We start from the raw sequence: 12082 nt of genomic DNA on the forward strand, positions 1-12082 counted from the left end.
CAACGCGCAGGACCTCGCAGCCGGGCGCGCCAATGGCCTGGAGCCGGCCATGCTCGAGCGCCTGGCGCTGACCCCGGCGCGCATCGACGGCATGATCGTCGGCCTGCGCCAGGTGGCGAGCCTGCCCGACCCGGTGGGCGCGATCCGCGACATGAGCTACCGTCCGTCCGGCATCCAGGTCGGCAAGATGCGCGTGCCGCTGGGGGTGATCGGGATCATCTACGAATCGCGCCCCAACGTGACCATCGACGCTGCCAGCCTGTGCCTGAAGTCGGGTAACGCGACCATCCTGCGTGGCGGTTCCGAAGCCATTCATTCCAACCGTGCCATCGCCGCCTGCATCCAGCGTGGCCTGGCCGAGGCCGGTTTGCCGGCTGCCGTGGTGCAGGTGGTGGAAGTCACCGACCGCGAGGCGGTGGGCGCGCTGATCAGCATGCCCGAGTATGTCGACGTGATCGTGCCGCGTGGCGGCAAGGGCCTGATCGAGCGTGTCAGCCGCGATGCGCGGGTGCCGGTGATCAAGCACCTGGACGGCATCTGCCACGTCTACGTGGCCGAGCATGCCGCGCTGGACAAGGCGCAACGCATCGCCTTCAACGCCAAGACCTACCGTTACGGTATCTGCGGCGCGATGGAAACCCTGCTGGTCGACCAGTCGGTCGCTGCCGCGTTCCTGCCGGGCATGGCCCGCCAGTTCCGCGAAAAGGGCGTCGAACTGCGCGGCTGCGAGCGTACCTGCCAGTTGATCGATGCGGTGCCGGCCACCGATGCCGACTGGGGTACCGAGTACCTGGCCGCGATTCTGTCTATCCGTGTGGTGGACGGTCTCGATGACGCCATCGAGCACATCAACCACTACGGCTCGCACCACACCGATTCGATCGTTACCGAACATCAGGGGCAGGCCCGGCGCTTTACCGCCGAAGTCGACTCGTCGTCGGTGATGATCAATACGCCGACCTGCTTTGCCGACGGCTTCGAGTACGGCCTGGGCGCCGAGATTGGCATTTCCACCGACAAGCTGCATGCCCGCGGCCCGGTTGGCCTGGAAGGCCTGACCTGCGAGAAATACGTGGTGATCGGCGACGGCCAGCTGCGCGGTCAGGAGTCGCTCTGACCTTGGCCGAGCACAGCCCGCTCGCCGTTGCTGCCACGCCGTCGCCTGCCCGGCGCATCGGTGTGCTCGGCGGTACTTTCGACCCGGTCCACATCGGCCACCTGCGCAGTGCGCTGGAGGTGGCCGAGGTGCTGGCGCTGGACGAGCTGCGGCTGATGCCCAATGCCCGCCCGCCGCACCGCGACATGCCGCAGGTGTCGGCACAAGACCGCCTGGCCATGGTCGAGCGTGCAGTAGAGGGCGTGCCCTTGCTGAGCGTGGATGCGCGGGAGCTGGCCCGGGACAAACCGTCCTACACCATCGAGACGCTGGAGCTGATGCGCGCCGAAATGGCCGCCGACGACCAGCTGTTCCTGCTGCTGGGCTGGGATGCGTTCTGTGGTTTGCCAGGCTGGCATCGCTGGGAAGAGTTGTTGCAACACTGTCATATCCTGGTGCTTCAGCGCCCGGATGCCGACGTCGAGTCGCCGGATGCCTTGCGCAACCTGCTGGCCGCACGCTCGGTGAGTGACCCGCAGGCCCTGCTGGGGCCTGCCGGGCACATAGCATTCGTCTGGCAGACACCGTTGTCGGTGTCGGCCACGCAGATCCGACAGCTGCTGGCCAGCGGCAAGTCGGTGCGGTTTCTGGTGCCGGACGCAGTACTGGCCTACATCGATGTGCACGGCCTGTACCGTGCGCCGAACTGAGTGCGCGACAAGCGCCTCATACCTACGAGTTGAATGAGTTTTATATGAGCAAGCAAGACATCAAGCAAGACGTTCTCAAAGGCGAAGAGCTGGTCAAAGTGGCCGTGGCGGCCCTCGAAGATGTAAAGGCCCAGGATATCCAGGTCCTGGATGTTCGCGAAAAGCAGAGCATCACCGACTACATGATCATCGCTACCGGTACCTCCAATCGTCAGATCGGCGCGATGCTGGACAAGGTCCGCCAGATGGTCAAGGAGAAGGGCGTTCGCCCGCTGGGCGAAGAAGGCAAGGGCGAAAGCGACTGGGTACTGCTGGACCTGGACGACGTCATCGTGCACATGATGACTGCCGCTGCTCGCCAGTTCTATGACCTGGAGCGTCTGTGGAAAGGCGCCGAGCAGAGCCGTGCGCCTGATGGCAAGCACCACAGCCCGGAAAACTTCCACGAGTACTCCGCCAAGCTCAACAAAGACCAGGAATAAGGAACGCCCGTGCGTCTGCGTCTGATCGCGGTCGCTCGCGCATGCCCAAATGGGTCGAGGACGGCTGGCATGAATATGCCAAGCGGCTGCCTTCGGAGCTGTCCCTGGAGCTGGTGGAAATACCGCTCAATACCCGTGGCAAGAATGCCGACGTCGCCCGCCTGATTCGTCAGGAGGGCGAGGCCATGCTGGCCAAGGTCCAGCCGGGCGAGCGTATTGTCACCCTCGAAGTGCATGGCAAGCCCTGGAGCACCGAGCAGTTGGCGGTCGAACTGGACCGCTGGCGCCTTGACTCGCGCACCGTCAACTTTATGGTCGGCGGCCCCGAAGGGCTGGCGCCGGAAGTCTGCGCGCGGGCCGAGCAGCGCTGGTCGCTGTCGCCGCTGACCTTGCCGCACCCGTTGGTAAGGATACTGATCGGCGAGCAGCTGTACCGCGCCTGGACCGTGTTGTCCGGGCACCCTTACCACAAATAGTCGTAAGCCTTTTCAATGTCGCAGCCGATTCGCCTAAAAGACCACGAGAAAGACGCACGCCTGGTGCGTAGCCGCGTCGTGGTCGGTGCAGTGGCGATCGTGCTGCTGATCTGCGTGCTGATTGCCCGGCTGTATTACCTGCAGGTGATCCAGTATGACTATCACTCCACGCTCTCGGAGAACAACCGGGTGCATGTGCAGCCGATCCCGCCGACGCGCGGGTTGATCTTCGATCGCAACGGGGTGATCGTCGCCGATAACCGGCCAAGTTTCAGCCTGACCATGACCCGCGAGCGCTCCGGTGACTGGCAGCAGGTGCTCGACGCCATTGTCGAGGTGCTTGAACTGAGCGCCGACGACCGTGCGTTGTTCGAGAAGCGCATGCGCCAGGGGCGCAGGCCATTCGAGCCGGTGCCGATCCTGTTCGAGCTGACCGAAGAGCAGATCGCCCGCGTGGCGGTCAACCAGTTCCGCCTGCCCGGGGTGGAAGTGGCCGCGCAACTGGTGCGCCATTACCCGCAAGGGGCGCACTTCGCGCACTCGGTCGGCTATGTGGGGCGCATCAACGAGAAAGAGCTCAAGACCCTCGATCCGGTCAACTACAGCGGCACCCACCATATCGGCAAGACCGGCGTCGAGCGCTTCTACGAGCCCGAACTGCATGGCCAGGTCGGCTACGAAGAGGTCGAGACCAACGCCCGTGGGCGCGTGTTGCGTGTGCTCAAACGCACCGACCCGATCCCCGGCAAGGACATTGTGCTGAGCCTCGACATCAAGCTGCAGGAGGCCGCCGAAGTCGCGCTGGGCGGTCGTCGCGGCGCCATCGTTGCGCTCGACCCGAACACCGGTGAAGTGCTGGCGATGGTCAGCCAGCCGAGCTTCGACCCCAACCCGTTCGTCACCGGCATCAGCTTCAAGGCCTATGCCGAGTTGCGCGACTCGATCGATCGCCCGCTGTTCAACCGCGTACTGCGCGGCCTGTATCCGCCAGGCTCGACGATCAAACCGGCGGTGGCGGTCGCGGGCCTGGACGCCGGCGTGGTCACCGCCAGCAGCCGGGTGTTCGACCCCGGCTACTATCAACTGCCCAACTATGACCACAAGTACCGCAACTGGAACCGCAGTGGTGACGGCTGGGTGGACCTTGACCTGGCGATCATGCGCTCCAACGACACCTACTTCTATGACCTGGCGCACAAGATGGGCATCGACCGCCTGTCCAGCTACATGAACAAGTTCGGCCTTGGCCAGAAGGTTTCGCTGGACATGTTCGAGGAATCTGCCGGCCTGATGCCGACCCGCGAATGGAAGCGTGCCACGCGCCGCCAGGCCTGGTTCCCGGGTGAAACGCTGATTCTGGGCATCGGCCAGGGCTACATGCAGACCACACCGCTGCAGATGGCCCAGGCCACCGCGCTGATCGCCAGCAAGGGCAAATGGAACCGGCCGCACCTGGCCAAGACCATCGAGGGCCAGCCGCCGGTGGATGACAACCCGATGCAAGACATCGTTTTGCGTGACAAGTCCGACTGGGCCAAGGTTGCCCACGGCATGGAGCAGGTGATGCACAACGCCCGTGGTACCGCACGCGCTGCGGCGGCGGGCGCGCAATACCGGATTGCCGGCAAGAGCGGTACCGCCCAGGTGGTCGCGATCAAGCAGGGCGAGAAGTACGACCGCAACAAAGTCCAGGAACGTCACCGTGACCATGCCTTGTTTGTCGGCTTCGCCCCGGCCGAGAACCCCAAAATCGTGATTTCGGTCATGATCGAGAACGGCGAGGCCGGTGGCCGCGTCGCCGCGCCGGTGATGCGCCAGGTGATGGACGCCTGGCTGCTCGACGAGAGTGGCCGGCTCAAGACCGAGTACGCTCCCGCCACCGTCGTTCAGGAGTCGGCCCCGTGAAGAACAACTTCGATCGCATGCTCTCCAGCGAGGACGTGATGCGCCGCCGCGCCAGCTTCCTGCAGCGCATCCACATCGACGGCCCGTTGCTGGTGCTGCTGCTGACCCTGGCGGCCGGCAGCCTGTTCGTGCTGTATTCGGCCAGCGGCAAGAACTGGGACCTGCTGCTCAAGCAGGCGTCTTCGTTCGGCCTGGGGCTGGTGTCGATGTTCGTCATTGCCCAGCTCGAACCGCGCTTCATGGCGCGCTGGGTGCCGCTGGCGTACATCGGCGGGGTGATCCTGCTGGTGGTGGTGGACGTGATGGGCCACAACGCCATGGGCGCCACGCGCTGGATCAACATCCCCGGGGTCATCCGCTTCCAGCCCTCCGAATTCATGAAGATCATCATGCCGGCGACCATCGCCTGGTACCTGGCCAAGCGCACGCTGCCGCCGCACCTCAAGCACGTGATGATCAGCCTGATCCTGATCGGCATTCCATTCGCCCTGATCGTGCGCCAGCCCGACCTGGGGACCGCCTTGCTGATCCTCGCTTCGGGCGCTTTCGTGCTGTTCATGGGTGGCCTGCGCTGGCGCTGGATCCTCAGCGTGGTCGCCGCAGCCGTGCCGGTAGCCGTGGCGATGTGGTTCTTCGTCATGCACGACTACCAGAAGCAGCGCGTGCTGACCTTCCTCGACCCTGAAAGCGACCCGTTGGGTACCGGCTGGAACATCATCCAGTCCAAGGCGGCGATCGGCTCGGGTGGCGTATTCGGCAAGGGCTGGCTGCTCGGCACCCAGTCGCATCTGGACTTTCTGCCAGAAAGCCATACCGACTTCATCATCGCCGTGCTCGGTGAAGAGTTCGGCCTGGTGGGGATCTGTGCGCTGCTGCTGATCTACCTGCTGCTGATCGGTCGCGGCCTGGTGATCACGGCCCAGGCGCAGACCCTTTACGGCAAGTTGCTCGCGGGCAGCCTGACCATGACGTTCTTCGTCTATGTGTTTGTCAATATCGGTATGGTCAGCGGCCTGTTGCCCGTGGTCGGGGTGCCGCTGCCCTTCATTAGTTACGGCGGAACTTCGCTGGTGACGCTGCTGTCAGCGTTTGGGGTTCTGATGTCGATTCACACGCACCGCAAATGGATCGCGCAGGTTTGAACAAGGTGAACAATTCAATGCAAGCAATGCGTGGCTGGGTGGCTCGCTGTGTGCCCTGGGTCAGCCTGTTGGGGCTGGTGGCCCATGGGCAGCAGGCGAATGCCGCCGACTATGACGGCTCGCCCCAGGTGGCCGAGTTCGTCGGCGAAATGACCCGCGACTACGGTTTTGCCGGCGAACAGCTGATGGGCGTGTTCCGTGAGGCGCAGCGCAAGCAGTCGATCCTCGACGCCATTTCGCGCCCGGCCGAGCGGGTCAAACCGTGGAAAGAGTACCGCCCGATGTTCCTCACCGACGCGCGCATTGCCCGCGGCGTGGACTTCTGGCGCCAGCATGAGGACACCCTGGCTCGTGCCGAGCAGGAATACGGCGTGCCGGCCCAGGTGATCGTGGCGATCATCGGCGTGGAAACCTTCTTTGGTCGCAATACCGGCAACTACCGGGTGATCGACGCGCTGTCGACCCTGGGCTTCGATTACCCGCCGCGGGCCGAGTTCTTCCGCAAGGAACTGCGCGAGTTCCTGTTGCTGGCCCGCGAAGAGCAGGTCGACCCGCTGACCCTCAAGGGCTCGTACGCCGGTGCCATGGGCCTGCCGCAGTTCATGCCCAGCAGTTTTCGCGCCTATGCGGTGGATTTCGACGGCGATGGCCACATCAATATCTGGAACAACCCCGACGATGCCATCGGCAGTGTCGCCAGCTACTTCAAGCGTCATGGCTGGGTGGCCGGCGACGCGGTGGTCAGCCGCGCCCAGGTGCGCGGCGAGCGGGTCGACGAAGGCCTGAGCCCGGGTATCGAGGCGGTCAAGACGGTCGCACAGTTGCGGGCGCTGGGTTGGTCGAGTCATGATGCGCTGCGCGATGATCTGCCGGTCACCGCCTTCCGGCTCGAAGGTGACAATGGCCCCGAGTACTGGCTGGGCCTGAAGAATTTCTACGCGATCACTCGCTATAACCGCAGCGTGATGTACGCCATGGCGGTACATCAACTCTCGGACCAGTTGGTCCAGGCAAGGGGCGCCAGGTAATGCGCGTACTGTTTTCTGATGCATCTGTGAAACTGATCGGCTGTGCGGCCCTGGGCTTGCTGCTGGTCAGCTGTTCCTCGAGCCGCCCGGCGCCGCAGCAAGGCGGCAACGTGGTGCGCGCCAAGCCCGGCCTGGACATCAACCGGGCGCACAAGGACGGCGCGCCATGGTGGGACGTGGACGTCTCCAAGATCCCCGACGCCACGCCAACCGTGCACACCGGCAACTACAAGGCCAACCCCTACACGGTGCTGGGCAAGACCTACTTCCCGATCCAGGAGTCACGCAACTACCGTGCCGAGGGCACCGCGTCGTGGTATGGCACCAAGTTCCACGGCCAGAACACCGCCAATGGCGAGGTCTATGACCTGTATGGCATGAGTGCGGCGCACAAGACCCTGCCGTTGCCGGCCTACGTCAAGGTGACCAACCTGGACAACCAGCGCACGGTGATATTGCGCGTCAACGACCGTGGCCCGTTCTATTCGGACCGTATCATCGACCTGTCGTACGCGGCGGCGAAAAAGCTCGGGTATGCCGAAACCGGCACTGCGCGGGTGCGTGTCGAGGGCATCGATCCCAAGCAGTGGTGGGCCCAGCGTGGCCAGTCGGCGCCATGGTGCTCGAGCAGCCGCAGGTTGCCCAGGCTCAGCCGCTGTCGGCCAGTACCGGCACCGTCGAGCAGTGGACCCCGCCACCCCAGCAGCATGCAGCGGCCGTGGTGCCGGTGCAGGTCGCCAGTAATGCCGGGTTGGCCAGCAATGGTCTTTACTTGCAGGTCGGCGCGTTCGCCAACCCGGACGCTGCCGAGTTGCTACGCTCCAAGCTCAGCGGCATGGTCAGCGCGCCGGTGTTCATCAGCTCGATCGTGCGCAACCAGCAGACGCTGCACCGCGTGCGCCTGGGGCCGATCAGCAGCCAGGGCGAGGCCCAACAGATGCAGGACAGCGTGCGCCTGGCCAACCTGGGGCAGCCCAAAGTCGTCACGGCAGACTGATCGGGGGGCCTGATCGGTTTGTCATGCAGTCGGGCGCAACGGCCATGTACAATGGCCGTTTTGCTCGCCAGGCCATGTGCCTGAGATACGTTTTGCCCGCAAGGGCATGAGCCCATTAGCCATTTCGAGAGACGGATGAACATAACCAGCTTTGCCAAACGCCTTTGCCTGCTTGTACCGCTGATGATTGCCCCTGCCGCCTTCGCGGCAGAGCAGATGATGCCGTCGCCGCCGCAACTGGCAGCCAAGTCCTACGTGCTCATGGAAGCCTCCAGCGGCAACATCCTGGTCGAGAACAATGGCGACCAGCGCCTGCCTCCGGCGAGCCTGACCAAGCTGATGACCGCCTACATCGCGACCCTGGACATCCGTCGCGGGCAGATCGGCGAGAACGACCCGGTGACCGTCAGCGAGAACGCCTGGCGTACCGGCGGTTCGCGCATGTTCATCAAGGTCGGTACCCAGGTCAGCGTCAGCGACCTGCTGCACGGGATCATCATCCAGTCCGGCAACGACGCCAGCGTCGCCCTGGCCGAGCACATTGCCGGTAGCGAAGATGCGTTCGCCGACATGATGAACAAGACCGCGACCGACCTGGGCATGAGCAACAGCCACTTCATGAACCCCACCGGCCTGCCGAACCCCGAGCACTACTCCTCGGCCCACGACATGGCGCTGCTGGCCCGTGCGATCATCCACGAAGACCCGGCTCACTACGCGATCTACTCGCAGAAAGAGTTCTTCTGGAACAATATCAAGCAACCCAACCGCAACCTGCTGCTGTGGCGCGACAAGACCGTCGACGGTCTGAAAACCGGCCACACCGACGAAGCCGGCTATTGCATGGTGTCGTCGGCCGTACGCGACGGCATGCGCCTGATCGCCGTGGTATTCGGTACCAACAGCGAGCAGTCGCGTGCTGCCGAGACCCAGAAGCTGCTGACCTACGGTTTCCGTTTCTTCGAAACCCAGACCTTCTACCAGAAGGGTACCGAACTGGCCCAGGCGCCGGTGTGGAAGGGCAACGTGGCCCAGGTCAAGGCCGGCCTGGCAGAAGACCTGAGCATGACCTTGCCTAAAGGCCAATTGAAGAAACTGGCTGCAAGCATGACCATGAATCCGCAGCTGACCGCGCCCATCGCCAAAGGTGACGTGATCGGTAAAGTGGAAGTCAAACTGGATGACAATGTAGTGCACAGCGCCGACCTGATCGCGCTGGACGCTGTAGAAGAAGGCGGATTCTTCCGTCGTGCGTGGGATAGCATTCGGCTATTCTTCTTCGGGTTGTTCAACTGATATCGTGACCTGCCACGCCCCCGTCACTCATGCGGGGGCGTTGTTGTTGCCACGGCTTACGAGGCCGTTACTGCCATGACCGAACCAGACGTCAAGTCGCACAAGATCGAATTCCCCTGCGCCGATTACCCGATCAAGGTGATCGGCGATACCGTGGTCAATTTCAAGGACACGGTGATCGAGATTCTGAAGAAGTACGCGGAGGTCGATCTCAAGACCCTGGCCGAACGTCAGAGCAAGGAAGGCAAGTACACCACCGTGCAACTGCACATCATTGCCACCGGCGAAGACCAGTTGCACGACATCAACAGTGCCCTGCGCGCGACCGGAATCGTGAAAATGGTGCTCTGATGTCGGCGAGCCTCGGCTTTCGCGACCTCGGCCTGCTGCCTTATCCGCTCGTGCTGGAGGCCATGCGTCGGTTCACCGACCAGCGTGGCCCGCAGACGGGTGATGAAGTGTGGCTGGTGGAACACCCTGCGGTGTTCACTCAGGGCCAGGCCGGCAAGGCCGAGCACCTGTTGCTGCCAGGAGATATCCCGGTGGTGCAGACCGACCGCGGTGGCCAGGTGACCTACCATGGCCCCGGCCAGTTGGTGGCTTACCTGTTGCTCGATGTTCGACGCCTGGGGTTTGGCGTACGTGACCTGGTCAGCCGCATGGAGCGCTGCCTGATCGAGCTGCTGGGCAGCTACGGCGTCGAGGCGGCGGCCAAGCCCGACGCGCCTGGCGTATATGTCGACGGGGCGAAGATCGCCTCGCTCGGCTTGCGTATTCGCAATGGCTGTTCTTTCCATGGCCTTGCCTTGAACGTGGACATGGACCTTGCGCCATTCCGCCGGATTAACCCCTGCGGGTATGCGGGGCTGGCCATGACCCAGCTGCGCGATCAGGCAGGCCCGATCGAACTCACCGAGGTAAGGGCAAGGCTGCGCGGGCAGCTGGTCAAGCACCTCGACTATGCTGAGCAGACGACCCTTGCGGGCGGAATCGACTGAATATGAATACTGTTGTGCAGGAACCGCAGCAAACCCTTATCCCCACTCAGGACGTCACCGCACGCCCGGCCCCACGGCCGAAGGTCGAGGCCGGGGTCAAACTGCGTGGCGCGGAAAAGGTCGCACGTATTCCGGTGAAGATCATCCCTACCGATGAGCTGCCGAAAAAGCCTGACTGGATTCGCGTACGCATTCCGGTGTCGCCGGAAGTCGACCGTATCAAGCAACTGCTGCGCAAGCACAAGCTGCACAGCGTGTGCGAAGAAGCCTCCTGCCCGAACCTGGGCGAGTGCTTCTCGGGGGGCACCGCCACCTTCATGATCATGGGTGACATCTGTACCCGGCGCTGCCCGTTCTGCGACGTGGGCCATGGTCGGCCGAAGGCGCTGGACGCCGACGAGCCGATGAACCTTGCCGTAGCGATTGCCGACCTGCGCCTGAAGTACGTGGTGATCACCTCGGTGGACCGCGACGACCTGCGTGACGGCGGCGCCCAGCACTTCGCCGATTGCCTGCGCGAGATCCGCAAGCTGTCGCCGGGCGTGCAGCTGGAAACCCTGGTGCCGGACTACCGCGGGCGCATGGATGTGGCGCTGGCGATTACTGCGCAAGAGCCACCGGATGTGTTCAACCACAACCTCGAAACCGTGCCGCGCCTGTACAAGGCGGCGCGTCCGGGGTCGGACTACCAGTGGTCGCTGACCTTGCTGCAGAAGTTCAAGGAACTGGTGCCGCACGTACCGACCAAGTCCGGCCTGATGCTGGGCCTGGGCGAGACAGACGAGGAAGTGATCGAGGTGATGCATCGCATGCGCGAGCACAACATCGACATGTTGACCCTGGGCCAGTACCTGCAGCCGTCGCGCAGCCACTTGCCGGTGCAGCGTTTCGTGCACCCGGATACCTTTGCCTGGTTTGCCGAGGAAGGCTACAAGATGGGCTTCAAGAACGTCGCCTCGGGCCCGCTGGTGCGTTCGTCGTACCATGCCGACCAGCAGGCGCACGAGGCCAAGATCAAGCTCTGAGGCGCGTCTGACAGGCTGAAAAAAGGCCCCCGTACCAGCGCTGGTGCGGGGGCTTTTTTCATTGTTCTTGAGGGCCCTTTCGCTGGCAAGCCAGCACCCACAGGTACTGCACGGGCCTCAAGGTCGGTGATATCCCTGTGGGAGCTGGCTTGCCAGCGAAGGTCGCGCTGCGCAGTCAGCGGTTGCGCAGGCTTTCCAGCAGCTTGTGCGTCGGGTAGCCATCGGCCGGCCAGCCTTGTGCCTGCTGGGCACTGCGAATCGCCTTGCGCGTGTTCGCACCGATGATCCCGTCGGCCGTACCCGCATCATACTGATGCGCGCTGAGCAGCTCCTGCAGCTCGATCCGCTCGCTGCGGCTCAGCGGCAGGTCATCCTTGGGCCACGACCCGCGGATGAAGCCGGCGCTGTCAAAGCGCTCGGCCAGCAAGCTTACCGCCAGGGCATACGACGACGAGTTGTTGTACTTGAGGATTGCACGGAAGTTGTCCAGCACCAGGAAGGCCGGGCCGCGCGCACCCGCAGGCAGCAGCAGGGCTGCAGACAGCTGCTCGGTGCCGGCCGGGGCACGTGCGCCGGCCGGCAGGGTCACGCCCAGCTGCTGCCACTCGGCTACGCTCTTGCGCAGGCTGCCATCGCAGCCAGTAGTCGAAGCTACTCGGCACCTGGACTTCGAAGCCCCACGGCTCGCCGCGCTTCCAGCCGGAGCTTTGCAGGTAGTGCGCGGTCGAGGCCAGCGCATCGGCAGAACTCTTCCAGATATCGCGCCGACCATCACCGTCGAAATCCACCGCGTGGGTGTTGTAGGTGGTCGGGATGAACTGGGTCTGGCCCATCGCACCGGCCCACGAGCCCAGCATGGCATCGGGCTGGATATCGCCGTTTTGCAGGATCTGCAGCGCGGCAATCAACTGCGCCTGGGCAAACGCC

10 protein-coding genes and 4 pseudogenes are annotated in these 12082 nt (G+C 63.8%); 12 read left to right on the plus strand and 2 right to left on the minus strand.

Features of this window, described 5'->3' with window-relative positions; translation table 11 throughout:
* The 12 genes and pseudogenes from G3436_RS05945 to lipA all read left to right on the plus strand — a co-directional run.
* The coding region (locus tag G3436_RS05945; RefSeq protein WP_163942397.1) for a glutamate-5-semialdehyde dehydrogenase at positions 1–1117 on the plus strand (1117 nt) is incomplete at its 5' end.
* A 2-nt stretch (positions 1118–1119) separates the two neighbouring features.
* Complete coding sequence (gene nadD / locus G3436_RS05950; protein ID WP_163942399.1) at positions 1120–1806, plus strand: nicotinate-nucleotide adenylyltransferase; 687 nt, start codon at positions 1120–1122, stop codon at positions 1804–1806.
* A gap of 74 nt (positions 1807–1880) precedes the next feature.
* Positions 1881–2288, plus strand: a pseudogene (gene rsfS, locus G3436_RS05955) (ribosome silencing factor); the annotation flags it as partial.
* Positions 2289–2297: 9 nt separating this feature from the next.
* Positions 2298–2764 (plus strand): annotated as a pseudogene (gene rlmH / locus G3436_RS05960) (23S rRNA (pseudouridine(1915)-N(3))-methyltransferase RlmH).
* 15 nt (positions 2765–2779) lie between these two features.
* Entirely contained in the window at positions 2780–4669 is a 1890-nt protein-coding gene (gene mrdA / locus G3436_RS05965) for a penicillin-binding protein 2 (protein WP_163942408.1), read from the plus strand.
* A 38-nt stretch (positions 4670–4707) separates the two neighbouring features.
* The gene (rodA, locus tag G3436_RS05970) at positions 4708–5811 is read left to right on the plus strand and encodes a rod shape-determining protein RodA (protein ID WP_163942422.1); all 1104 of its coding nucleotides are present in this window, start codon (positions 4708–4710) and stop codon (positions 5809–5811) included.
* A 17-nt stretch (positions 5812–5828) separates the two neighbouring features.
* Entirely contained in the window at positions 5829–6839 is a 1011-nt protein-coding gene (gene mltB / locus G3436_RS05975) for a lytic murein transglycosylase B (protein WP_163942411.1), read from the plus strand.
* Positions 6839–7836 (plus strand): annotated as a pseudogene (locus G3436_RS05980) (septal ring lytic transglycosylase RlpA family protein). The gene mltB and the pseudogene G3436_RS05980 overlap by 1 nt, the downstream one beginning before the upstream one ends.
* A gap of 135 nt (positions 7837–7971) precedes the next feature.
* On the plus strand, positions 7972–9132 hold the full coding sequence (locus G3436_RS05985; RefSeq protein ID WP_163942414.1) for a D-alanyl-D-alanine carboxypeptidase family protein: 1161 nt from the start codon (positions 7972–7974) through the stop codon (positions 9130–9132).
* Between the two features lie 75 nt (positions 9133–9207).
* Positions 9208–9483: a DUF493 domain-containing protein gene (locus G3436_RS05990; RefSeq protein ID WP_163942416.1), complete on the plus strand. Its 276-nt coding sequence runs from the start codon at positions 9208–9210 to the stop codon at positions 9481–9483.
* Entirely contained in the window at positions 9483–10130 is a 648-nt protein-coding gene (gene lipB, locus G3436_RS05995) for a lipoyl(octanoyl) transferase LipB (RefSeq protein WP_163942419.1), read from the plus strand. Before G3436_RS05990 ends, lipB begins: the two co-directional genes overlap by 1 nt.
* Before the next feature lie 2 nt (positions 10131–10132).
* Complete coding sequence (gene lipA / locus G3436_RS06000; protein ID WP_178116332.1) at positions 10133–11155, plus strand: lipoyl synthase; 1023 nt, start codon at positions 10133–10135, stop codon at positions 11153–11155.
* Between the two features lie 175 nt (positions 11156–11330).
* Here the strand turns inward: lipA and G3436_RS28750 are convergent, their stop codons facing one another.
* Together G3436_RS28750 and G3436_RS28755 are read right to left on the minus strand one after the other, a co-directional pair.
* Positions 11331–11744, minus strand: a complete 414-nt coding sequence (locus G3436_RS28750) for a peptidoglycan-binding domain-containing protein (RefSeq protein ID WP_476644169.1) — start codon at positions 11742–11744, stop codon at positions 11331–11333.
* Between the two features lie 16 nt (positions 11745–11760).
* Positions 11761–12063, minus strand: a pseudogene (locus G3436_RS28755) (lytic murein transglycosylase); the annotation flags it as partial.
* Between the last annotated feature and the right edge of the window lie 19 nt (positions 12064–12082).

Source organism: Pseudomonas brassicae, assembly GCF_010671725.1.
GTDB lineage: Bacteria > Pseudomonadota > Gammaproteobacteria > Pseudomonadales > Pseudomonadaceae > Aquipseudomonas > Aquipseudomonas brassicae.